Here is a 24,337-nt window from a genome sequence, read left to right on the forward strand (position 1 = left end):
TTTCTCTTAGAGTTACTTTTAATTTTTATTATTAGTAATTTTATGTTTGTTTTTACTTTATTTTTACTAAATCTTAGTATATTTCACATTATTTTTAACTATAATAGGTCTATACCATTTACAAATGACTTAGAAAGGTTTATAATGTAATTGACATAATAAATATCAGAAAATTGTTTTACGGAGGTAAAAATTATGCCTAAATATATTAAAGCTAATCAATTTTTCTATCCGCATGGGGTTCGTCGTGGCGGTTTCTTAGAACTTGTTGAAGGAAAATTTGGTAAACATGTAGATCAAGTGCCAGAGGGTTCTGAAATTATTGATTATAGTGGTTATAGTATTGCCCCAGGTCTTGTGGATACTCACATTCATGGTTTTGGTGGTGTGGATGTTATGGATAATAATATTGAAGGTACGCTTCATACAATGAGTGAGGGTCTACTTAGTACCGGTGTAACCAGCTTTTTGCCAACAACTTTAACTTCATCATACGAACAATTACTTGCTGTTACTGAAAATATTGGTGCCCGCTACAAAGAAGCAACTGGGGCTAAGATTCGTGGTATTTATTTTGAAGGACCTTACTTTACTGAAAAATATAAGGGAGCTCAAAACCCTGCTTATATGAAAGATCCTAGAATGGATGAATTTCGTGCTTGGCAGAAGGCTGCTAATGGTCTTCTTAATAAGATTGCGCTTGCTCCAGAACGTGAAGGTGTAGAGGACTTTGTTCGTACTATTACTGGAGAAGGTGTAACGGTTGCTCTTGGTCACTCTAATGCAACATTTGAGGAAGCTAAAAAAGCTGTTGATGCTGGTGCAAGTGTATGGGTTCATGCCTATAACGGTATGCGTGGCTTGACTCACCGTGAACTTGGAATGGTTGGTGCTATGTATGAATTGCCACACACTTATGCAGAATTGATCTGTGATGGTCACCATGTGGATCCTAAGGCCTGTGATATTCTTCTTAAACAAAAGGGTACTGAAAATATTGCTCTTATTACAGACTGTATGACAGCTGGTGGTTTACAAGATGGTGACTATATGTTAGGAGAATTCCCAGTAGTAGTAGCGGATGGGACTGCTCGTCTTAAATCTACAGGGAACTTGGCAGGTTCTATTCTCAAACTTAAAGATGGTTTGAAAAATGTTGTTGAATGGGGGATTGCAAATCCTCACGAAGCTGTCATGATGGCAAGTTTGAATCCTGCAAAATCTGTTCATATTGATGATGTCTGTGGACAAATCCGTGAGGGTTACGATGCTGACTTTATCGTTCTTGATAAAGATTTGGAATTGGTAGCAACATATCTTGACGGTGAAAAACGTTATCAAGCATAGAAATATAAAGCAGTGACTAGTCTTAGTTGCTGTTTTTTTGTTAGCTGTATTTCTTGTGTGATTTCGTAAATTAGAAAGACTTTATGGCTGTTACTGAAAACGAGCAAATTTCTTTCATTGTGCAAAAAAATTCGCTATAATATACCATACAAAGGAAATGAAACTATGTATCGAGTTATAGAAATGTATGGGGATTTTGAACCTTGGTGGTTCATAGAAGGATGGGAAGAAGACGTCATTAGGAGTAAGAAATTCGAAAACTACTATGACGCTTTGAAGTATTATAAATCTTGTTGGTTTGAGTTGGAAAAGAAAATTCCGCTTTACAAAAGTCGTGGGGACTTGATGACTATATTTTGGAATCCAGAGGATAAACGTTGGTGCGAGGAATGTGACGAATTTCTGCAGCAATATCATTCACTGGCTTTGCTAGAAGATGGTCAAGTCATCCCAGACGAAAAATTCAGACCGGGTTACGAAAAACAAACTGGTTTAGAAATCCACCGAACGTGTCGTATCAAAAAAGATGGAACAACTTTTTAATAAAGTTGTTCTTTTTTTGTATTTTCTTCGAATAGTAAACTGAGGAGGAAATATGGTACAAGCACTTGCACAAGAATTGATTAGTCTCGCAAAAAAGAATGGAGCGCAGGACATTTATTTTGTTCCCAAGAATCAGGTTTATGAGCTACATATGCGAATTGGAGATGAAAGACATCTAATTGACACCTATGATTTTGAAAAGTTGGGGTCTGTCATTAGTCACTTTAAGTTTATTGCGGGGATGAACGTAGGCGAAAAACGTCGTAGCCAGCTTGGTTCCTGTGACTATAAGCATGATGACAAGGTTTCTTCACTCCGTTTATCAACTGTAGGAGATTATCGTGGGCATGAGAGTCTAGTTATTCGACTTTTACATGACCAAGAACAAGAGTTGTACTTCTGGTTTCAAAACATAACGGAATTGGAGAAGGGCTTTAGGCAACGCGGCCTTTACTTATTTGCTGGTCCTGTAGGAAGTGGGAAAACAACTCTGATGCATGAGTTAGCCAAGTCATTGTTTAAGGGACAGCAAGTCATGTCTATTGAAGATCCAGTTGAAATTAAACAGGAAGAGATGCTACAATTACAGCTCAATGAAGCTATCGGGCTGAACTATGAAAATTTGATAAAGCTCTCCTTGCGACATCGTCCAGATCTTTTAATCATTGGAGAAATTAGAGATAGCGAAACAGCCCGTGCCGTTGTACGAGCTAGTTTGACCGGTGCCACGGTATTCTCGACAATCCATGCCAAGAGTGTTCGTGGGGTTTATGAGCGCCTCTTAGAACTTGGTGTCAGTGAAGATGAACTGGCAGTTGTTTTACAAGGTGTTTGTTACCAGAGACTAATCGCGGGAGGAGGAATGATTGATTTTGCAAATGGAAATTATCAAGAACACCAGGCAGAAAAGTGGAATGGGCAAATTGACCAGCTTCTTAAAGAAGGACATATCACTGCCTTTCAAGCTGAAACGGAGAAAATTAGCTACCAGTAAGCAGAAGAAAATCATCACTCTCTTTAACAATTTGTTCTCGAGTGGTTTTCACTTGGTAGAGATCATTTCCTTCTTAGATAGAAGTCATTTGTTGGAAAAGGAATATGTATCTCAGATGCGCTTAGGACTCTCGCAGGGAAAATCCTTCTCGGAAATGGTGGGGACTTTAGGTTTTTCGAGTGCGATTGTCACACAACTTTCATTGGCTGAAGTTCATGGAAATCTTCATTTGAGTTTAGGGAAAATTGAAGAGTATCTTGATAATCTTGCTAAGGTCAAGAAAAAGTTAATCGAAGTGGCGACCTATCCAGTCATTTTGTTAGCTTTCTTATTGCTCATTATGTTGGGTTTGCGAAATTATCTCTTGCCTCAATTAGATAGTAGTAATATAGCTACATTAGTGATTAGTAACCTGCCACAGATTTTTCTCGGACTGACTCTAGTAGTAGCACTCGCATTTTTAACAGGATTGATTTTCTACAGAAAATCTAGGAAGATACAAGTCTTTTCTTTTCTAGCTAGAATTCCTTTTATCGGTGTGTTTATTCAGTATTATCTGACGGCCTATTATGCTAGAGAATGGGGAAATATGATTGGACAAGGATTAGAATTGTCACAGATTTTCCAGATGATGCAGGAGCAGGGAAATCCACTTTTTAAGGAAATTGGTTTGGATTTATCTCAGTCATTACAAAATGGTCATGAATTTTCTAAAGTTGTTCAAGATTATTCCTTCTTTAGAAGAGAGTTGGGATTAATCATTGAATATGGAGAGGTCAAATCCAAGTTGGGAAGTGAATTGGAAATCTATGCGGAAAAAACGTGGGAATCATTCTTTACCCGAGTTAATAGGACTATGAACTTAGTTCAACCACTGGTCTTTATTTTTGTAGCCCTACTTATCGTTTTATTGTATGCGGCCATGTTGCTGCCAATGTATCAAAATATGGAGGTAAATTTTTAGATGAAAAAAATGATGATGAAATTAAAAGAAGCAAAGGTAAAAGCTTTTACTCTGATTGAAATGTTAGTGGTTCTTCTTATCATTAGCGTCCTACTCTTGCTTTTTGTGCCAAATCTGACGAAGCAAAAGGATGCAGTGAATGACAAGGGGAAAGCGGCTGTCGTCAAGGTGGTAGAAAGCCAAGCCGAACTCTATACTCTAGATAAAAATGAGGATGCTAGTCTAAGTAAACTAGAGGCAGATGGACGAATCACTGCTGAGCAAGCAAAAGCCTATAAGGAATACCATGCAAAACAAAAGACAAGTCAAACAGTTGCGGATTAGGGCTTTTACTATGTTGGAAAGTTTATTGGTCTTAGGGATAGTCAGTCTGTTAGCCTTGGGTTTGTCAAGTTCAGTTCAGTCGACCTTTGCGGCTGTGGAGGAGCAGATTTTCTTTATGGAGTTTGAGGAACTTTATCGGGAAACCCAGAAGCGAAGTTTGGCTAGTCAACAGAAGATAAACTTGATTTTAGAAGAGAGAAGTATCGGAAATGGCTATCAGAAATTAGCCATCCCTAAAGGGATTCAACTGCAGTCCAATCAGTCAATCACCTTTGACAAGGCTGGGGGGAATTCGTCTCTTGCAAGTGTGAAATTTCAAACAAGGAAAGAAGTGGTTCGCTACCAACTATATCTAGGAAATGGAAAGATTAAACGTATTCAAGAAGCAAAAAATTAAGGCGGTTATTTTACTGGAGGCATTGATTTCACTAGCTATTTTTGCTAGTATTGCAACCCTCTTGCTAGGGCAGATTCAAGAAAGTAGACGACAGGAAGCAAGACTCTTAGAACAGGAAGAAGTTTTGCGAGTAGCTCGAATGGCTCTGCAGACGGGACAAAAGCAGTTGACTGTCAATGGCCTTACGGTTCATGTTATCTCGAATGAGCGAAGTCTGGAGGTGTACTGTGGAACTGAAAAAATACTGGCGATTCAAGACAAGTAGAGTCAGAGCGTTTACACTTTTAGAATCCCTGGTTGCTCTTATTGTGATTAGTGGAAGTTTGCTCCTCTTTCAAGCCATGAGTCAACTCTTGGTTTCAGAAGTTCGCTATCAACAGAAAAGTGAGCAGAAGGAGTGGCTCTTATTTGTGGATCAGCTAGAAGCAGAGTTGAATAGAACTCAATTTGAAAAAGTGGAGAATGATAGGCTTTACCTCAAACAGGATGGGAAATCTATCTCTATGGGGAAATCAAGGTCAAATGATTTCCGAAAAACAGATGCCAGCGGACGTGGCTACCAGCCGATGGTTTACGGTCTGAAATCAGCTCATATTTACCAAAATGGGCAAAATGTTCATTTTAATTTTCAGTTTGAAAAGGGACTTGAGAGGGAGTTTATCTATCGTGTGGGAAAAGAAAAAAGTTAGGGCTGGAGTTCTCCTTTACGCCGTTACTATTGCTGGAATTTTTAGTCTCTTATTGCAGTTTTATCTGAATCGACAAGTGGCTCATCATCAGGATTATGCCCTTAATAAAGAAAAGCTTCTTGCGTTTGCAATGGCTAAGAGAACCTATGAAAAAGCTAATTCTGAAAATGGAGAGCAGTCATTTAATGTAGGAAAGTCAACTTATCGCAACGATGAAAAATTCTTCACAGCGACTATTGACACAGGAAAAAATCAGTTTGAATTTCACTTTTCTCCTTTGAAAAAGACCGATAAAAAGACTAAGAAGACAGAAAATAAGTCCAAAGAAGGAAATGAGGAGAAAAAAGAAGAACAGGTCAAAAAAGAAACTGCAAAGTCTTCTGAAGTTACTCCTTCAAAGAAAGATACAGAATAGCTTGGATTTTTGCTTCAGTTGTGAGGTTGAAGGCCAGTGAGTTAGGACGAGGTTTTTTCCTGAAATCATGCTATAATAGATACATATGGAGGACAGAATATGTCAAGTGTAAAATTGTATCTAGTGCGTCATGGGAAAACAATGTTTAATACAATCGGTCGTGCTCAAGGTTGGAGTGATACTCCCCTAACAGCTGAGGGAGAACGAGGCATTCATGAATTGGGGATTGGTTTGCGTGAGTCTGGCTTAACCTTTGAGCGTGCTTATTCAAGTGACTCAGGGCGGACCATTCAGACAATGGGAATTATCCTTGAAGAACTTGGTTTGACAGGGCAAATTTCTTATCGCATGGATAAGCGAATTCGTGAATGGTGCTTTGGTAGTTTTGACGGTGCTTATGATGGAGATCTTTTTATGGGGATTATCCCTCGAATCTTTAATGTCGATCATGTGCATCGTTTGTCCTATGCGGAGCTAGCTGAAGGTCTGGTAGAAGTAGACACAGCAGGTTGGGCTGAAGGCTGGGAAAAACTAAGTGGTCGTATCTGGGAAGGTTTTGAAACCATTGCCAAGGAAATGGAAGCTAATGGAGGTGGAAACGCTCTGGTAGTCAGCCATGGAATGACTATTGGAACCATTGTTTATTTAATTAACGGCATGCATCCGCATGGTCTTGATAATGGAAGTGTGACGATTCTCGAGTACCAAGATGGTCAGTTCTCAGTTGAGATTGTTGGGGACCGTAGCTATCGTGAAATTGGACGAGCTCAATTAGACGAGCAAGATAGTTCAGAACAATAAAATTCAGTACTAAATGAAAATGATTCAATAGAATGCTGATGTCGTCATTGCACAAGCTTGCGAGAGCTGAGTGCTTTGACAATAGCATTCTTTTTTGTTAGAATAGCATCAACATGAAAGCATAAGAAGGGACTGACAGAGCTGTCGTTCCCTTTTGTCTATCTTATAAGGGGGAAATATGCTGTTTCAGAAAATAAAAGCCTATAAATGGCAGACTCTGGCTTCCTTGGTTATGACAGGATTAATGGTCGCGAGTTCACTCCTGCAACCACGTTATTTGCAGGAAGTTTTAGAGGCCTTGCTAACAGGTGATAATGAGGCTATTTATAGTATCGGTTTTTGGTTAATCCTTGTTGCCTTGATTGGTCTAGTCGCAGGTGGAATTAATGTTGTATTAGCAGCTTACATTGCTCAAGGAGTTTCGTCAGACTTACGGGAAGATGCCTTTCGTAAGATTCAAACTTTTTCATACGCTAATATTGAGAAATTTAATGCAGGGAACCTTGTTGTTCGTATGACCAACGATATCAACCAAATCCAGAACGTAGTCATGATGACCTTTCAAATTCTCTTTCGACTGCCGCTTTTGTTTATCGGTTCCTTTATTCTAGCAGTCGCGACCTTACCTTCTCTGTGGTGGGTACTAGTTCTCATGGTCGTTCTGATTGTTGCTATGACGGGTCTTATGATGGGAATGATGGGACCTCGCTTTGCAAAATTCCAGACCTTACTAGAGCGTATCAATGCCATTGCAAAAGAAAATTTACGTGGTGTACGCGTGGTCAAATCTTTTGTTCGAGAGAAAGATCAGTTTAATAAGTTTACGCAAGTGTCAGATGAGTTGCTGGGAGAAAACCTCTATATCGGCTACGCTTTTTCTATTGTTCAACCTGTAATGATGTTGATTTCTTACGGTGCTGTCTTTCTTTCAATCTGGCTTGTAGCAGGTATGGCAGAATCGGATCCTTCAGTGGTTGGTTCCATTGCTTCCTTCGTGAACTATCTGAGTCAGATTATCTTTACTATCGTTATGGTCGGATTTTTGGGGAATTCAGTTACTCGTGCTATGATTTCCCTCCATCGTATTCGTGAAATACTGGATACAGAACCGGCTATGACCTTCAAGGATATGGAAGATGAAGATTTGGAAGGAAGTCTCAGTTTTGAAAATGTGACCTTTACCTATCCAAATGATGACGAACCTATCCTAAAAGATGTATCTTTCGATATCGCAGCTGGTGAAATGGTTGGGGTTGTCGGAGCAACTGGTGCAGGGAAATCAACCTTGGCTCAGTTGATTCCACGATTATTTGATCCTCAGCAAGGTTCTATCAAAATTGGTGGAAAGGACATTCGGACAGTTAGTGAAGGGACGCTTCGTAAGACAGTTTCTATTGTTTTGCAAAGAGCTATTCTCTTTAGTGGAACCATCGCAGATAATCTCAGACAAGGTAAGGGAGATGCAACAGTTTCAGAAATGGAACGCGCAGCTCGTATCGCCCAGGCCAGTGAATTTATCAGTCGTATGGATTTGGCCTTTGAAAGTCCGGTTGAGGAACGTGGGACTAACTTTTCTGGTGGACAAAAACAAAGAATGTCGATTGCGCGTGGGATTGTCAGCAATCCTAAGATTTTGATTTTTGATGATTCAACTTCCGCCCTTGATGCCAAGTCAGAGCGTTTGGTTCAAGAAGCCCTTAACAAGGATTTGAAGGGGACAACAACGATTATCATCGCCCAAAAGATTAGTTCTGTTGTTCATGCGGATAAAATTTTAGTGCTTGATCAAGGCCGCTTGATTGGTCAAGGTAAGCATGCTGACTTGGTTTCAACAAACCCAGTTTATCGTGAAATTTACGAAACGCAAAAAGGAAAGGAGGAGTAGGATGAAGACATTTCGATTTTTTTGGAACTATTTTAAAGTTTACAAGATATCCTTTGTCGTTGTTATCACTATGATTATCATTGCAACGGTAGCACAAGCCCTCTTTCCAATTTTTGCAGGTCAAACAGTAACGGAACTAGCTAACTTGGTTACAGCCTATCAAAACGGAAATTCAGATATGGTTTGGCAAAGTCTATACGGACTCCTTATAAATCTTGCCTATGTTTTGGTTGCGCTCGTGGTGTCTAGTCTCATCTATATGGTCTTGATGAGTCGCATTATTGCCGAATCGACAAATGAAATGCGTAAGGGGCTTTTTGGCAAGCTTTCTCGTTTGACTGTTTCTTTCTTTGACCGTCATCAAGATGGGGATATCTTGTCACGTTTTACCAGTGATTTGGATAATATCCTCCAAGCTTTTAATGAAAGCCTTGTGTCTGTCATGACTAATATTGCCCTTTATATTGGCTTGCTGATTGTCATGTTTGCCAAAAACGTCACCTTGGCTTTGATTACGATTGCCAGCACTCCAGTTGCTATCATCATGTTGATTGTCATTTTGAAATTGGCAAGAAAATACACCAACCTCCAACAAAAGGAAGTTGGGAAGCTCAATGCTTATATGGATGAGAGTATCTCTGGACAAAAAGCAGTTATCGTTCAAGGTATCCAAGAAGATGTAATTGCTGGTTTTGTTGAGCAAAATGAACGGGTTCGAAAAGCCACTTTCAAGGGAAGAATGTTCTCAGGAATTCTTTTCCCTGTCATGAACGGGATGAGCTTGGTCAACACAGCAGTCGTTATTTTTGTAGGTTCAGCTGTATTGCTGAATGATAAGAACATCGAGACAGCAACAGCACTTGGTTTGATTGTCATGTTTACCCAGTTTTCTCAGCAATATTACCAGCCCATTATCCAATTAGCGGCGAGCTGGGGAAGTTTACAACTGGCCTTTACAGGTGCAGACCGTATCCAAGAAATGTTTGATGCAGAGGAAGAAATTCGTCCTCAAGATGCTCCAGTCTTTAACGAATTAAAAGATGGGGTGGAGATTCGTAACGTAGACTTCTCCTACCTGCCAGGAAAACCTATTTTGAAAGATGTCAGCATTTCAGCTCCAAAAGGGAAAATGATTGCAGTGGTTGGTCCGACAGGTTCAGGGAAAACAACCATCATGAACTTAATCAATCGTTTTTATGATGTGGATGCAGGAAGTATCAGCTTTGATGGTAGAGATATCCGCGAGTTTGATTTAGATAGTTTGCGAAGCAAGGTGGGAATTGTTCTACAGGATTCTGTTTTGTTCAGCGGAACTATTCGGGACAATATTCGTTTTGGTGTCCCAGAAGCCAGTCAGGAAATGGTTGAAGCAGCAGCCAAGGCTACGCATATCCATGAATATATCGAAAGTCTACCAGATAAGTACGATACTCTGATTAATGATGATCAGAGCGTATTCTCAACCGGTCAGAAGCAGTTGATTTCTATCGCCCGTACCTTGATGACAGATCCGCAGGTCTTAATTTTGGATGAAGCGACATCAAATGTTGATACTGTAACAGAAAGTAAGATTCAAAATGCTATGGAAGCAATTGTAGCAGGAAGAACGAGTTTTGTAATTGCTCACCGCTTAAAAACCATTCTCAATGCAGATCAGATCATTGTCCTTAAGGATGGTGAGGTTATCGAGCAAGGAAACCATCACGAATTACTCAAGCTTGGAGGTTTCTACTCCGAACTTTATCACAATCAATTTGTCTTTGAATAATACTCTTCGAACATCAAATTCAAACCACGTCAGCGTCCCCTTGCCGTATATGTGTTACTGACTTCGTCAGTTCTATCCACAACCTCAAAACTGTGTTTTGAGCAACCTGCGGCTAGCTTCCTAGTTTGCACTTTGATTTTCATTGAGTATAAGCAAAAAAGTTGTCCTAATTTTGGGCAACTTTTTCTGATAAAAAAATTTTATCACGGACTTAAAAAATACATATTAGACAGGAGTAGGCAAGGATGATAAGATAAGATTATCAATAGAAAACGAAAGGAAGTCAGTGATGGCAAGAACAGTTGTTGGAGTAGCGGCGAACCTATGTCCTGTGGACGCGGAAGGAAAAAATATTCATTCATCAGTCTCTTGTAAATTTGCTGAGAGTATTCGTCAGGTTGGCGGACTTCCTTTGGTGATTCCAGTTGGGGATGAGTCAGTTGTCCATGACTACGTAGAAATGATTGATAAGCTTATCTTGACTGGAGGACAAAATGTTCATCCTCAGTTTTATGGTGAAGAAAAAACGATTGATAGCGATGATTATAACCTAGCTCGTGATGAGTTTGAGCTCGCTCTTCTACAAGAAGCCTTGCGTCAGAATAAACCAATCTTAGCCATTTGCCGTGGCGTTCAGCTTGTCAATGTTGCCTTTGGTGGGACACTCAATCAGGAGATTGAAGGTCATTGGCAAGGTCTACCTTTTGGGACTTCACATTCTATTGAGACAGTTGATGGCAGTGTGGTATCTAAATTGTTTGGTAAAGAAAGTCAAGTAAACTCAGTGCACCGTCAGAGCATTAAAGACTTGGCACCAAATTTCCGTGTGACGGCTGTGGATCCACGTGACCAAACTGTTGAAGCAATTGAATCCATTGATGAACACCGTATTATTGGTCTCCAGTGGCATCCAGAGTTTCTAGTCAATGAAGAAGATGGAAATTTAGAATTATTTGAGTATTTATTGAATGAATTGTAACGACTAGAAACCTAGTCGTTTTTTTGTTTTGCTTCTTCAAATTTTAATATTGTAACATTTTTTACGCAAACGTTTGAATTATGATAAAATTTGGAAAAATTCAGTATAAAAACTTGAAAAAATCCAAGGTAAGCGTTATGATAGAAAAGAAGAAATTTTGGAGGAATACTATGTCACATATTAAATTTGATTATTCAAAAGTATTAGACAAATTTGTTGCACCACATGAAGTGGAATACATGCAAGCACAAGTTACAGCAGCAGACGAATTGATCCGTAAAGGAACTGGTGCTGGTAGCGACTTCATGGGTTGGTTGGACCTTCCTGAAAACTACGACCGCGAAGAATTTGACCGCATCTTGAAAGCTGCTGAACAAATCAAAGCAGACAGCGATGTTTTGGTCGTTATCGGTATTGGTGGATCATACCTTGGAGCGAAAGCTGCCATTGACTTCTTGAACCACCACTTTGCAAACTTGCAAACAAAAGAAGAACGCAAAGCACCACAAATCCTTTACGCTGGGAACTCAATCTCATCAACTTACCTTGCTGACTTGGTAGAGTATGTTTCAGATAAAGACTTCTCAGTAAACGTGATTTCTAAATCTGGTACAACAACTGAACCAGCGATTGCTTTCCGTGTCTTCAAAGAACTCTTGGTTAAGAAATATGGTCAAGAAGAAGCTAACAAACGTATCTACGCAACTACTGACCGCCAAAAAGGTGCTGTTAAGGTTGAAGCAGATGCTAACGGTTGGGAAACTTTTGTAGTTCCAGATGATATCGGTGGACGCTTCTCAGTATTGACTGCAGTTGGCTTGCTTCCAATTGCTGCATCAGGTGCAGACATCAAAGCCCTTATGGAAGGTGCGAATGCTGCCCGTAAAGACTACACTTCAGACAAACTTTCAGAAAACGAAGCTTACCAATATGCAGCTGTTCGTAACATCCTTTACCGTAAAGGTTATGCAACTGAAATCTTGGTAAACTACGAGCCATCTCTTCAATACTTCTCAGAATGGTGGAAACAATTGGCTGGTGAGTCAGAAGGGAAAGACCAAAAAGGTATTTACCCAACTTCAGCTAACTTCTCAACAGACTTGCACTCATTGGGTCAATTTATCCAAGAAGGAACTCGTATCATGTTTGAAACAGTTGTCCGCGTTGACAAACCTCGTAAGAACGTGATCATCCCTACTTTGGAAGAAGACCTTGACGGACTTGGTTACCTTCAAGGAAAAGACGTTGACTTCGTTAACAAAAAAGCAACTGACGGTGTTCTTCTTGCCCACACTGACGGTGACGTACCAAACATGTACGTGACTCTTCCTGAGCAAGACGCCTTCACTCTTGGTTACACTATCTACTTCTTCGAATTGGCTATCGCCCTTTCAGGTTACTTGAATGCTATCAACCCATTTGACCAACCAGGTGTTGAAGCATACAAACGTAACATGTTTGCCCTTCTTGGTAAACCAGGTTTTGAAGAATTGAGCAAAGAACTCAACGCTCGTCTATAATAGATTTAAAAAAGAGTGGTTTTACCACTCTTTTTACTATTTCTCGAAAAGAGAAATTGGACTCTGGCACGACTTGTGATATAATATAGAGAGCAAAAAGGCAGACGCCTAGAGACTTTATAGGAGAAGATATGTCAAAAGATATTCGTGTGCGTTATGCACCAAGTCCAACCGGACTACTACACATCGGAAATGCTCGTACAGCATTGTTTAACTACTTGTATGCGCGCCACCATGGTGGAACTTTTATTATCCGTATCGAAGATACGGACCGTAAGCGCCACGTCGAAGACGGCGAACGTTCCCAGCTTGAAAACCTTCGTTGGTTGGGTATGGACTGGGATGAAAGTCCTGAAACGCATGAAAATTACCGCCAATCAGAGCGTTTGGAACTCTATCAAAAATACATCGACCAATTGCTAGCCGAAGGAAAAGCCTACAAATCTTACGTTACAGAAGAAGAGTTGGCAGCTGAACGTGAACGCCAAGAAGCGGCGGGTGAAACACCTCGCTACATCAACGAATACCTCGGCATGAGCGAAGAAGAAAAAGCTACTTATATCGCAGAACGTGAAGCAGCAGGTGTCATTCCAACGGTTCGCTTGGCAGTCAATGAGTCAGGTATCTACAAATGGCATGATATGGTCAAAGGTGACATCGAGTTTGAAGGTGGCAATATCGGTGGAGACTGGGTTATCCAAAAGAAAGATGGTTACCCAACTTACAACTTTGCCGTTGTAATCGATGACCACGATATGCAAATCTCTCACGTTATCCGTGGAGACGACCACATTGCTAACACACCAAAACAGCTCATGGTCTATGAAGCTCTAGGTTGGGAAGCACCAGAATTTGGTCACATGACCTTGATTATCAATTCTGAAACTGGTAAAAAGTTGTCTAAACGCGACACTAATACCCTTCAATTTATCGAAGATTACCGGAAGAAAGGTTACCTTCCAGAAGCAGTCTTTAACTTTATCGCTCTTCTAGGTTGGAACCCTGGTGGGGAAGACGAAATCTTCTCTCGCGAAGAACTCATCAAACTCTTTGATGAAAACCGTCTCAGCAAGTCTCCAGCAGCCTTCGACCAAAAGAAAATGGACTGGATGAGCAATGAGTACATCAAGAATGCGGATCTTGAGACTATCTTTGAAATGGCCAAACCATTCCTCGAAGAAGCAGGACGTTTGACAGACAAGGCTAAAAAATTGGTGGAGCTCTACAAACCACAAATGAAGTCAGTTGACGAAATCGTTCCATTGACGGATCTCTTCTTCTCAGACTTCCCAGAATTGACAGAAGCTGAGCGAGAAGTCATGGCTGGCGAAACTGTTCCGACTGTACTTGAAGCCTTCAAAGCCAAGCTCGAAGCCATGTCAGACGATGAGTTTGTGGTAGAAAATATCTTCCCACAAATCAAAGCAGTTCAAAAGGAAACTGGTATCAAAGGGAAAAATCTCTTCATGCCAATCCGTATCGCCGTTTCAGGTGAAATGCATGGTCCTGAATTGCCAGATACCATCTACTTGCTTGGACGTGAAAAATCAATCCAACACATTGAAAAAATGTTGGCTGAAATTACAAAATAGTAGATAAAAAGAACTCAAATATTGAGTTCTTTTTATATGTATACCTGTTTGAAAATGCAAAGATTTTAGTGTATAATATGAATTGACAGGGCAAGGAAATAAGTTAGTGAGATGGTATTTTTACAGCTAGACTCGGCTTAGTCTAACATTATTCCTAATGTTGGTCAGTCTACTTATTTTTTCTTTGCGTTTTGCTGAATAGAAGCAGAAATTCTTTTGTTCATGCAGTTACCAACCCTTACAATGACTTTGTTTTCGATCACCAGAGTTTCTCTAAAAAGATTTTGGTCCAATTTGTCCAGCTTTTTAGAGAACCTATCAACTCTTTCTTCTCCAAAAATAGAAAGAAATCGGATTTGTCCTGTTACCTTGCGTTAAGCAAGGTTTTTTTGTGGAATAGTACTAGGCAATTTACGATTTTGTTTTGGAGTGGTATAATATTAACTATCCTGATGAATAGAGGAACTCAAATGAAAGAATTTAACAAATCAATCAAATTAGAGCATGTGGCTTATGATATTCGTGGTCCAGTTTTGGAAGAAGCTATGCGCATGCGCGCAAATGGAGAAAAAATTCTTCGTTTGAATACAGGGAACCCAGCTGAGTTTGGCTTTACAGCTCCAGATGAGGTCATTCATGACCTAATTATGAATGCGCGAGATAGCGAAGGTTATTCAGATTCAAAAGGAATCTTTTCAGCTCGTAAAGCGATTATGCAATATTGCCAACTAAAAAATTTCCCTAATGTAGGTATCGATGATATCTACCTTGGAAATGGGGTTAGTGAGCTAATTGTTATGTCTATGCAGGGGCTTTTGGATAACGGCGATGAAGTTTTGGTTCCTATGCCTGACTATCCTCTTTGGACAGCAGCGGTTAGCTTGGCTGGAGGAAATGCCGTACACTACCTCTGTGATGAAGAAGCTGAATGGTATCCAGACCTAGATGATATCAAGTCTAAGATTAGTTCAAATACCAAGGCTATTGTGTTGATCAATCCAAATAATCCAACTGGGGCTCTTTATCCCAAAGAACTCTTGCTAGATATCATTGAGATTGCTCGTCAAAATGACTTGATTATCTTTGCAGATGAAATCTACGACCGTATGGTTATGGATGGCAATGTCCACACACCAGTAGCAAGTTTGGCTCCAGACCTTTTCTGTGTCAGCATGAATGGTTTGTCTAAATCTCACCGTATCGCTGGATTCCGTGTAGGATGGATGGTCTTGTCTGGACCTAAACATCACGTAAAAGGCTACATTGAAGGTCTCAATATGCTTTCAAATATGCGCCTCTGTTCGAATGTACTTGCCCAGCAGGTAGTTCAAACCTCCCTTGGTGGTCATCAGTCGGTGGATGAATTGCTCTTACCAGGTGGTCGCATCTATGAGCAAAGAAACTTTATTTATAATGCGATTCAAGATATTCCTGGTTTGTCTGCTGTTAAACCAAAAGCAGGTCTTTATATCTTCCCTAAAATTGATCGTAATATGTACCGTATCGACGATGATGAACAGTTTGTCCTTAATTTCTTGAAACAAGAAAAGGTGCTTTTAGTACATGGGCGTGGCTTTAACTGGAAAGAACCAGATCACTTCCGTATTGTTTATCTACCACGTGTCGATGAGTTGGCACAAATCCAAGAGAAGATGACTCGTTTCTTGAAGCAGTATCGTAGATAAGGCTTTCATAGCAAAAAAGCTGGAAACATTTGTCAGAGCTATTGACAAATAAGTAAGAATCAGATAGAATAGTAAAGTATGTTTAGTAACTGATCACTTTATAGCCGGCTAAACGAATACAAAATCTATGAGGAGGTATTCATCGTGAAACGTACTTATCAACCAAGTAAACTTCGTCGTGCGCGCAAACACGGATTCCGTAACCGTATGTCAACTAAAAACGGTCGTCGCGTATTGGCAGCTCGTCGTCGCAAAGGACGCAAAGTTTTGGCTGCATAATCCAAACAAATGAAACAAAGAAGTCAGTAGGAACTCGAGCCTACTGACTTTTCTGTTTATCTAAAAGAGAGAAACTTCTATAGCAATTGATGTAATCTGAAAACTGTAGAAGATTGCATGGAAAGATGATCAATAGAAAAAAGCTCAAAATCAGAAGATCAATTCTCTGATTTTGAGCTTTTCTTTATTCTTTCAAATGATAAGAGTAGCTAGCAACGACGACATCTTCGTGCCATCTGAGAGCATATTTTAATTTGAGGCTCATTTGATTGTGGAGGATATTTTGCCAAGGTTTGTTAGGGATAAATTGGGGTACTAGAACTGTAACTGTGTAGTTCTTTTTCTTGGCTTCTTGAGAGATTTTTCGAACATATCGAACTGTAGGTGTGATGATATCGCGATAGCTAGTAGTAATATTTTTGAGAGTGATATTTGGGAAGTAGTCGGCAAATTCTTGGAGGATTTCTTGGTCTTTTGCTTCAGTTTCTTTGGTGGAAATGTGCATGGCCAAAACCTCATCTCCAATACTTTGAGCGTAGTTAATCGCTCCAACGCTGACTCGAGTAACATTTCCTACTAAGACAAGGACGACATTACCATCGTAGGTTTTCTTTTGAATTCCTTCATAAAGTCGAAGTTGTTTGGCCACCTTTTGGTAATGACTGTGGATAGACAAAAAGAGGAAGGTTAAGACTAGGATAATTGGGAAGAATGGCCAGATATCTCCAAGTCTGAAGAAGAGTAGGATAAGAACGATGGCGTAACAAATGATAGCACCGAGGATGTTAGCAAAGGCAGATTTTAAGAAATGAGAACCTTTTTCTTTTTTCCAATGGCGAATCATCCCTGTTTGAGAAAGTGCAAAAGGTACGAAAACTCCAATAGTATAAAGAGGAATCAAGCGTTCCGTATTTCCGTTAAAAATGAGCAGAAGAATCATAGCGCCAAAGGCCAAGGTTAGAATCCCGTTTGAGTATCCTAAGCGATCTCCCTTCTCCATAAAGAGATGGGGCATGTACTTGTTCTTGGCCATATTGTAAGCTAACATAGGGAAGGCCGAAAAACCAGTATTTGCAGCGACGGCTAGGATTAGGGCAGTTGAAAATTGGAAGAGATAATAAACAATCTGACCGAGAGCTGAATCCCCTAAAATTCCTTTAGCCATTTGTGAGAGGATTGTTTCTCCGTGTTGAGGAGTAATCCCCATCCAGTAGTTAAGGAAGGTAATTCCAGCAAAGAGAAATCCAAGAATCAGAGACATGATGGTCAGTGTTTGAGCTGCGTTCTTTTCTTTGGGAGTCTTGAAAAATGGAACAGCATTTGAGATGGCTTCAACCCCGGTTAATGAAGCTGAACCGCTAGTAAAGGCTCTTAAAATCAGGACGATTGAGAGACTTGGGACAGTTTGACCAATTGCGGAAGTTGCATGATAGCTGAGAGAACCTGTCAATAGCTGGAAGAGACCAAACAATAAGAGGAAGACCGTACTAAAGATAAAGAGGTAGACAGGAATCATCAGAGAACTAGCAGATTCCTTCAAGCCTCGCAGATTCAAAAGCATGAGCAAACATACTAGAAAAATGGAGATGTGGAGGTTGTAAGGGTGAAGGGCAGGAAGTGCTGCTGTGATCGCATCAGCCCCTGCAGCCACGGATACGGCTACTGTTAGCATATAGTCAACAAGCAGGCTTCCCCCAGCAATCAAACCTAACTCAGGGGAGAGGTTTTCTCGAGTAACCATATATGCACCTCCACCTTGAGGGTAGGCATGGATGATTTGTCGATAAGATATAGTCAAGCTAGCTAATAGCAAGAGGACAAAAATGCCGATAGGAAGACTCCACCAAATAGCGAGGGGAGAAAGACTAGCCAAGACAAGGACGACCTGCTCAGGTCCATAGGCGATAGATGAAAGGGCATCGCTTGAGAGCATTGCAAGTGCTTGTGTTTTTCCAAGTAGTCCTCCCTCGCCTTCAGTTAAGGACTTAAGAGGACGACCAATAAAGGTATATTTTAGTTTTGTAAACATTTTCTTTCCTTTTCTGAAATTTTCAACAAGAGTTATTATACTGCTATGAAAATAAGTCGTCAAGAAAAAGTGAGTGATTTTAAAATATTTTTTCCTATAAGGATGCGACTAGTTTTTTGGTATAATAGAAGGTAGAAAAAACGAGGGAATATAAATGATTTTTGATACACATACCCACTTGAATGTGGAAGAGTTTTTAGGAAGAGAAGCAGAAGAAATAGCCTTAGCAGCTGAAATGGGTGTGACTCGAATGAATATTGTTGGATTTGACAAACCGACTATTGAGCGTGCTCTAGAATTGGTGGACAAGTATGACCAACTCTATGCAACGATTGGTTGGCATCCGACAGAAGCAGGGACCTATACAGAAGACGTTGAGAATTACCTGTTGGAAAAACTAAAACATCCTAAAGTGGTAGCTTTGGGTGAGATTGGTTTGGATTATCACTGGATGACAGCGCCTAAAGAAGTGCAAGAGAAGGTTTTCCGTCGTCAGATTCAGCTATCTAAGGAATTAAACTTACCTTTTGTGGTCCATACCCGTGATGCGCTAGAAGACACCTATGAGATCATTAAGAGCGAGGGAGTTGGTCCACGTGGCGGCATCATGCATTCCTTTTCAGGTTCTTTGGAGTGGGCTGAGAAGTTTGTGGAGCTTGGCATGACTATTTCATTTTCTGGAGTCGTGACCTTCAAGAAGGCAACAGATATTCAAGAGGCTGCTAGGGAACTTCCTTTGGATAAGATTTTGGTAGAAACGGATGCCCCTTACCTGGCTCCTGTTCCTAAACGTGGCCGTGAAAACAAGACAGCTTACACGCGCTATGTAGTGGACTTTATTGCAGACTTGCGTGGCGTGTCAACAGAAGAATTAGCGGCTGTGACAAGTGCCAATACTGAACGAATCTTTGGATTGGAAAGTAAATCATGAAAGAGAAAATTTCCCAAGTCATCGTAGTTGAAGGACGCGATGATACAGCCAATCTCAAACGTTATTTTGATGTGGAGACCTATGAGACTCGTGGCTCCGCTATCAATGAGCAGGATCTTGAAAGAATCCAACGTCTACACCAACGTCATGGGGTGATTGTCTTTACTGATCCTGACTTTAATGGGGAACGCATTCGTCGGATGATTATGACAGCTATTCCGACAGTTCAACACGCCTTTCTCAAACGTGATGAGGCAGTGCCTAAGTCCAAGACCAAGGGGCGTTCTCTAGGAATCGAACACGCTAGCTACGAAGACTTGAAAATAGCACTGGAACAAGTGACAGAGCAATTTGAAGTAGAAAGTGATTTTGATATTAGCCGTAGTGACTTGATTCGATTGGGATTCTTGGCTGGGGCGGATAGCAGAAAACGCAGAGAATATCTAGGAGAAAGCCTTCGTATTGGTTATTCAAATGGGAAGCAACTTCTCAAGCGTTTGGAATTATTTGGCATCCGTTTAGCTGAAGTTGAAGATGCCATGAAATCATATGAGAATTGAGAAACTCCCCAAAATGTAAGGGGAATATGATACAATAGAAGTAATCATATATGGTTTAATCAGGCTTGATAACAAGCATTAGAAAAGTGATCCACGGGATTAGCCTTGTGTGGAGTTAATGAGGAAAAGTTATGGGAATCTTTGATTTTTTAAAAAAGACAGAAACTGCAGAGGCAACTGAAATAACTGAAGCACAGAATGAAAGAGAAGAATCTAAAAACAATGCATGTATTGGTGTTCTAGATTTGTTCCCGATGAAGGAAACGAATCAATTATTGATTGTAGGGAGTTTAGAAGGTAGTCTGAATGTTGGGGATCAGTTGCAATTTTGCAATCCCGACCAAGGAATGGAAATTCTTGGCTCTGTAGAAGTAAAAAAACTTAGCAGTCAAAACAAAGATGCAGATAGTCTTACTGATGAAGTTCTCGCGCATCTAGTGGTTGATAGGATTCCTTCTTTGGATAAACTGAAAAAGGGAAGTGTGCTCTTTAGTTTGGGTGTTGATGAAGAGCAAAAATTATCTAGCTATTCAGATGCTCTTTATCGTGCTTTTGTAGCCATTCAAGAAGGTCAATTGACTAATGAAGACTATTTGGCATCTAGTCTTGATGATAGCGTAGAGATTTTACGCCTCTTTTTATGGAAATGCCGTCAAAATCAGGAAACTGAAAGTGAAGAAAGCTATCAAGCTAACACCCGCAAGTTGGAGCGTCTAGCAGAAATTGTCAAGGATAAGTTGTTAGCAGCAGATTCTGTTTATGCAGTTTATTCAGAAAAAACAGGTGAACCCTATCTTTTCTCAACGACCTATGACAGGGGAGAAGAGGGATACCTATGTACTGATCCCATGATCATGCTTTTGACACCATCTTGGTATCGCCAATTCAAGGAAACCATTGATAGTCGACCAAACTCAGTCGTAAAACTGATTGAAAATACGGAAGATAAAAAAGGGATTGAAAATTTCCTTGGGACAGCCTTTTACTTAAATGGTGCCTTGGGAGCAATCTTTAATTCCAAGGAAGTCAGCATCAGTGCCTCTGCCTTAGTTCAAAAACCAGATTTTTCTGATTTGCCTGAAATACAAGTTCCTGTAATGAACCCTGACTTGGTAAGATGGATGCTGTTGATGGGGCAACTAGATTATCCGATTACGGAAGAGCAAGAATTACTTTATAAACTCTATTATAAGTTCTTTTCAGAAGCTATGCCAAAAGCTAAATTCCTAATTCCTTTAGATGCGGCTTCGGAATTTAAGGGCGATAGTCAGGAAGGAAATTCTTTTATTTTAGAAAAAGATTCTAGTTTCAACATTCCAGTTAAAGAAGGAAAAGATGGCAGAAATTCTGTGCCAGTATTTACCGATTGGAAACGTCTGCGAATGGTCTTTGACGAAAAATGGAATGGCATGATTGAAGAAGCGGGAGGCATGATTGAAGTTTTTGACTATGCCATTAATCCAACGGAGTATTATGAAGCGGGTGCTTATGTTAGCCTAACAGCTTTTAAAGAAATGCAAAAGCTCAGTGAGGAACTAGAAGGCAGAGCTAACGGTTAGAAAGTTTTTCAATATTAGAAAAGAGAACAAATGAGAATTGCAGATTATAGCGTGACCAAGGCAGTGCTGGAGCGTCACGGTTTTACCTTTAAAAAGTCCTTCGGACAAAATTTCCTGACCGATACCAATATCCTTCAAAAAATTGTGGATACGGCTGAAATTGATGACCAAGTCAATATCATCGAGATTGGGCCAGGAATTGGTGCCTTGACGGAGTTTTTAGCTGAGCGTGCAGCTCAAGTCATGGCATTTGAGATTGACCACCGCTTGGTACCAATCCTAGCCGATACCTTGCGGGATTTTGACAATGTGACTGTAGTCAACGAGGACATTCTAAAAGTTGACTTAGCGCAACATATCCAAAATTTCAAAAATCCTGATTTACCAATCAAGGTAGTAGCCAACTTGCCTTACTATATCACGACGCCTATTCTCATGCACTTGATTGAAAGTGGCATTCCTTTTAGTGAGTTTGTGGTTATGATGCAAAAAGAAGTGGCAGATCGTATCTCTGCTAAGCCCAATACCAAGGCTTACGGCAGCTTGTCCATTGCCGTTCAGTATTACATGACCGCCAAGGTTGCTTTTATCGTACCTCGTACGGTCTTTGTGCCAGCACCAAATGTGGATTCAGCTATCCTGAAAATGGTACGTCGTCCAGAACCGGCTGTAGCAGTGGAAGACGAGAAATTCTTCTTTAAGGTTTCCAAGGCTAGTTTTACCCATCGTCGTAAGACCTTGTGGAATAATCTGACAGGTTACTTTGGAAAGACTGAAGAAGTCAAGGATAAATTGACTAAGGCTTTGGACCAGGCAGGACTATCCCCAAGTGTACGCGGTGAAGCTCTTGGCTTAGAAGAATTTGCTAGTCTAGCAGATGCGCTTAAAGGACAAGGACTCTAAGATGCAAGGACAAATCATTAAAGCTTTGGCCGGCTTCTACTATGTGGAGAGTGATGGTCAGGTTTATCAAACACGCGCGCGTGGAAATTTTCGTAAAAAGGGGCATACGCCCTATGTTGGAGATTGGGTAGATTTTTCTGCGGAGGAAAATTCCGAAGGTTATATTCTCAAGATTCACGAACGAAAAAATAGCCTGGTTCGCCCACCCATTGTCAATATTGACCAAGCTGTGGTTATCATGTCGGTCAAAGAGCCTGACTTTAATAGCAACTTATTGGATCGGTTCTTGGTTCTTTTGGAGCACAAGGGCATTCATCCTATCGTCTATATTTCCAAAATGGACTTACTGAAAGATGGGAGAGAACTGAATTTCTACGAGAAAACCTATCGTGCTATTGGTTACGATTTTGTGACGAGTAAAGAAGAACTTTTACTCTTGTTGACAGATAAGGTTACGGTCTTTATGGGGCAGACGGGTGTTGGAAAGTCAACTTTGCTCAATAAAATCGCACCTGATCTTAATTTAGAAACGGGAGAAATCTCAGACAGTCTGGGTCGTGGTCGTCACACTACTCGAGCGGTTAGTTTTTACAATCTCAATGGTGGGAAAATCGCAGACACACCAGGTTTTTCATCGCTGGATTACGAAGTAACAACAGCAGAAGATCTGAATCAGGCTTTTCCAGAGATTGCTAGTGTCAGTCGTGATTGTAAATTCCGCACTTGTACCCATACCCATGAGCCATCTTGCGCTGTAAAACCAGCAGTAGAAGAGGACATCATTGCTACCTTCCGTTTTGACAACTACCTGCAATTCCTCAGTGAGATTGAAAATCGTAGAGAAACCTATAAAAAAGTCAGCAAAAAAATTCCAAAATAAGGAGAAACCTATGTCTCAATACAAGATTGCTCCGTCAATTCTGGCAGCAGATTATGCCAACTTTGAACGTGAAATTAAACGACTAGAAGCAACTGGGGCTGAATATGCCCACATCGATATCATGGATGGTCACTTTGTGCCACAAATCAGTTTTGGTGCAGGTGTGGTCGAAAGTCTTCGTCCTCATAGCAAGATGGTCTTTGACTGCCACTTGATGGTCTCTAATCCTGAACATCATTTAGAAGACTTTGCGCGTGCAGGAGCGGATATTATCAGCATCCATGTTGAAGCAACTCCTCATATCCACGGGGCTCTTCAAAAGATTCGTTCTCTCGGTGTTAAACCTTCGGTTGTCATTAACCCTGGAACATCTGTTGAAGCCATTAAGCACGTGCTTCACCTAGTTGACCAAGTCTTAGTCATGACGGTTAACCCAGGTTTCGGCGGACAAGCATTTCTGCCTGAAACCATGGATAAGGTTCGTGAATTGGTTGCCCTTCGTGAGGAAAAAGGCTTGAATTTTGAAATTGAAGTGGATGGCGGGATTGATGATCAGACCATTGCTCAAGCCAAAGAAGCTGGTGCTACAGTCTTTGTAGCAGGGTCCTATGTCTTTAAGGGAGATGTCAATGAACGAGTGCAAGCTCTCAGAAAAGAACTGGACTAGGGTTGCAGTTTTTGCTGGTGGAGACCGTGGCCACTACCGGACAGATTTTGACTGCTTTGTTGGTGTGGATCGAGGCTCACTTTGGGTACTGGAGGAAAAACTTCCTCTTGCTTTAGCCGTTGGGGATTTTGATTCTGTGACTGTGGAAGAACGTCAGTTGATTCAAAGACGTGCCCAGCACTTTGTCCAAGCTCAGCCAGAAAAAGATGATACCGATCTGGAACTAGCACTCTTAACGATTTTTGAAAAAAATCCTCAGGCTCAGGTGACCATTTTTGGTGCCCTAGGTGGTCGCATCGATCATATGTTGGCCAATGTCTTTCTACCCAGTAATCCTAAATTGGCACCCTATATGCGTCAAATAGAGATTGAGGATGGGCAAAACTTGATTGCCTATTGTCCAGAAGGGACCAGTCAACTAGAGCCACGTTCGAACTACGATTATCTGGCCTTTATGCCGGTTCGGGATAGCCAGTTGACTATTCTTGGTGCCAAGTATGAACTGACTGAGGAGAATTTTTTCTTTAAGAAAGTTTACGCTTCTAACGAATATATAGATAGGGAAGTTTCAGTGACTTGCCCAGACGGCTATGTGGTGGTTCTGCATAGCAAGGACAGGAGATAGG

At 40.7% G+C, this 24,337-nt stretch carries 25 protein-coding genes; 24 read left to right on the forward strand and 1 reads right to left on the reverse strand.

The window, feature by feature from the left end:
• Positions 1-195 precede the first annotated feature (195 nt).
• From nagA to rpmH, 17 genes are all read left to right on the forward strand, one after another.
• Positions 196-1,347 (forward strand): N-acetylglucosamine-6-phosphate deacetylase, encoded by a 1,152-nt coding sequence (nagA, locus tag ACWPVF_RS01080; protein WP_414307373.1) that lies wholly within the window; start codon positions 196-198, stop codon positions 1,345-1,347.
• Positions 1,348-1,512: 165 nt separating this feature from the next.
• Positions 1,513-1,890, forward strand: coding sequence for a DUF1033 family protein (locus tag ACWPVF_RS01085; RefSeq protein WP_045614772.1), 378 nt, complete (start codon positions 1,513-1,515; stop codon positions 1,888-1,890).
• Between the two features lie 52 nt (positions 1,891-1,942).
• Positions 1,943-2,884, forward strand: a complete 942-nt coding sequence (comGA, locus tag ACWPVF_RS01090) for a competence type IV pilus ATPase ComGA (RefSeq protein ID WP_454384171.1) — start codon at positions 1,943-1,945, stop codon at positions 2,882-2,884.
• A complete protein-coding gene (comGB, locus tag ACWPVF_RS01095) occupies positions 2,805-3,848 on the forward strand; it encodes a competence type IV pilus assembly protein ComGB (protein ID WP_414307371.1) in 1,044 nt (347 codons plus the stop codon). Before comGA ends, comGB begins: the two co-directional genes overlap by 80 nt.
• On the forward strand, positions 3,849-4,172 hold the full coding sequence (gene comGC, locus ACWPVF_RS01100; RefSeq protein WP_045614766.1) for a competence type IV pilus major pilin ComGC: 324 nt from the start codon (positions 3,849-3,851) through the stop codon (positions 4,170-4,172). It abuts the gene before it with no gap.
• The gene (comGD, locus tag ACWPVF_RS01105) at positions 4,135-4,569 is read left to right on the forward strand and encodes a competence type IV pilus minor pilin ComGD (protein WP_045614764.1); all 435 of its coding nucleotides are present in this window, start codon (positions 4,135-4,137) and stop codon (positions 4,567-4,569) included. The genes comGC and comGD overlap by 38 nt, the downstream gene beginning before the upstream one ends.
• The gene (gene comGE / locus ACWPVF_RS01110; RefSeq protein ID WP_045614761.1) at positions 4,532-4,834 is read left to right on the forward strand and encodes a competence type IV pilus minor pilin ComGE; all 303 of its coding nucleotides are present in this window, start codon (positions 4,532-4,534) and stop codon (positions 4,832-4,834) included. The genes comGD and comGE overlap by 38 nt, the downstream gene beginning before the upstream one ends.
• Positions 4,773-5,258, forward strand: coding sequence for a competence type IV pilus minor pilin ComGF (gene comGF / locus ACWPVF_RS01115; protein ID WP_454384174.1), 486 nt, complete (start codon positions 4,773-4,775; stop codon positions 5,256-5,258). The genes comGE and comGF overlap by 62 nt, the downstream gene beginning before the upstream one ends.
• A complete protein-coding gene (gene comGG / locus ACWPVF_RS01120; RefSeq protein WP_414307370.1) occupies positions 5,236-5,673 on the forward strand; it encodes a competence type IV pilus minor pilin ComGG in 438 nt (145 codons plus the stop codon). Before comGF ends, comGG begins: the two co-directional genes overlap by 23 nt.
• A 99-nt stretch (positions 5,674-5,772) precedes the next feature.
• Positions 5,773-6,474, forward strand: coding sequence for a histidine phosphatase family protein (locus ACWPVF_RS01125; RefSeq protein WP_454384176.1), 702 nt, complete (start codon positions 5,773-5,775; stop codon positions 6,472-6,474).
• A gap of 178 nt (positions 6,475-6,652) precedes the next feature.
• Positions 6,653-8,359, forward strand: coding sequence for an ABC transporter ATP-binding protein (locus tag ACWPVF_RS01130; RefSeq protein ID WP_454384178.1), 1,707 nt, complete (start codon positions 6,653-6,655; stop codon positions 8,357-8,359).
• Between the two features lies 1 nt (position 8,360).
• The gene (locus tag ACWPVF_RS01135) at positions 8,361-10,127 is read left to right on the forward strand and encodes an ABC transporter ATP-binding protein (RefSeq protein ID WP_454384180.1); all 1,767 of its coding nucleotides are present in this window, start codon (positions 8,361-8,363) and stop codon (positions 10,125-10,127) included.
• A 289-nt stretch (positions 10,128-10,416) separates the two neighbouring features.
• Positions 10,417-11,106 carry a gamma-glutamyl-gamma-aminobutyrate hydrolase family protein gene (locus ACWPVF_RS01140; protein ID WP_045614750.1) on the forward strand — a complete coding sequence of 230 codons (690 nt, stop codon included), beginning with the start codon at positions 10,417-10,419 and terminating at the stop codon, positions 11,104-11,106.
• A gap of 170 nt (positions 11,107-11,276) precedes the next feature.
• Complete coding sequence (locus ACWPVF_RS01145) at positions 11,277-12,626, forward strand: glucose-6-phosphate isomerase (protein ID WP_454384182.1); 1,350 nt, start codon at positions 11,277-11,279, stop codon at positions 12,624-12,626.
• 131 nt (positions 12,627-12,757) lie between these two features.
• The gene (gltX, locus tag ACWPVF_RS01150; RefSeq protein ID WP_414307367.1) at positions 12,758-14,218 is read left to right on the forward strand and encodes a glutamate--tRNA ligase; all 1,461 of its coding nucleotides are present in this window, start codon (positions 12,758-12,760) and stop codon (positions 14,216-14,218) included.
• A gap of 470 nt (positions 14,219-14,688) precedes the next feature.
• A complete protein-coding gene (locus ACWPVF_RS01155) occupies positions 14,689-15,903 on the forward strand; it encodes a pyridoxal phosphate-dependent aminotransferase (protein WP_045614743.1) in 1,215 nt (404 codons plus the stop codon).
• Positions 15,904-16,047: 144 nt separating this feature from the next.
• A complete protein-coding gene (gene rpmH / locus ACWPVF_RS01160) occupies positions 16,048-16,182 on the forward strand; it encodes a 50S ribosomal protein L34 (RefSeq protein WP_000831905.1) in 135 nt (44 codons plus the stop codon).
• A 184-nt stretch (positions 16,183-16,366) separates the two neighbouring features.
• Here rpmH and ACWPVF_RS01165 read toward each other — a convergent pair whose 3' ends face one another.
• Positions 16,367-18,211, reverse strand: a complete 1,845-nt coding sequence (locus ACWPVF_RS01165) for an APC family permease (protein ID WP_045614740.1) — start codon at positions 18,209-18,211, stop codon at positions 16,367-16,369.
• Positions 18,212-18,365: 154 nt separating this feature from the next.
• On the opposite strand from ACWPVF_RS01165, the gene ACWPVF_RS01170 reads away from it, so the two are divergent.
• The 7 genes from ACWPVF_RS01170 (at position 18,366) to ACWPVF_RS01200 (ending at position 24,336) form a co-directional block, all read left to right on the forward strand.
• The gene (locus ACWPVF_RS01170; protein ID WP_454384185.1) at positions 18,366-19,142 is read left to right on the forward strand and encodes a TatD family hydrolase; all 777 of its coding nucleotides are present in this window, start codon (positions 18,366-18,368) and stop codon (positions 19,140-19,142) included.
• A complete protein-coding gene (gene rnmV / locus ACWPVF_RS01175) occupies positions 19,139-19,702 on the forward strand; it encodes a ribonuclease M5 (RefSeq protein WP_454384187.1) in 564 nt (187 codons plus the stop codon). The genes ACWPVF_RS01170 and rnmV overlap by 4 nt, the downstream gene beginning before the upstream one ends.
• A gap of 131 nt (positions 19,703-19,833) precedes the next feature.
• Positions 19,834-21,261, forward strand: coding sequence for an SseB family protein (locus ACWPVF_RS01180; RefSeq protein WP_454384189.1), 1,428 nt, complete (start codon positions 19,834-19,836; stop codon positions 21,259-21,261).
• 30 nt (positions 21,262-21,291) lie between these two features.
• Complete coding sequence (rsmA, locus tag ACWPVF_RS01185; protein ID WP_454384191.1) at positions 21,292-22,164, forward strand: 16S rRNA (adenine(1518)-N(6)/adenine(1519)-N(6))-dimethyltransferase RsmA; 873 nt, start codon at positions 21,292-21,294, stop codon at positions 22,162-22,164.
• Position 22,165: 1 nt separating this feature from the next.
• A complete protein-coding gene (rsgA, locus tag ACWPVF_RS01190) occupies positions 22,166-23,044 on the forward strand; it encodes a ribosome small subunit-dependent GTPase A (protein ID WP_454385775.1) in 879 nt (292 codons plus the stop codon).
• 10 nt (positions 23,045-23,054) lie between these two features.
• Entirely contained in the window at positions 23,055-23,711 is a 657-nt protein-coding gene (rpe, locus tag ACWPVF_RS01195; protein ID WP_454384193.1) for a ribulose-phosphate 3-epimerase, read from the forward strand.
• Positions 23,674-24,336, forward strand: a complete 663-nt coding sequence (locus ACWPVF_RS01200) for a thiamine diphosphokinase (protein ID WP_454384195.1) — start codon at positions 23,674-23,676, stop codon at positions 24,334-24,336. The genes rpe and ACWPVF_RS01200 overlap by 38 nt, the downstream gene beginning before the upstream one ends.
• The last annotated feature ends 1 nt before the right edge of the window (position 24,337 follow it).

The sequence above is a fragment of the Streptococcus sp. Marseille-Q7087 genome (genome assembly GCF_965111935.1).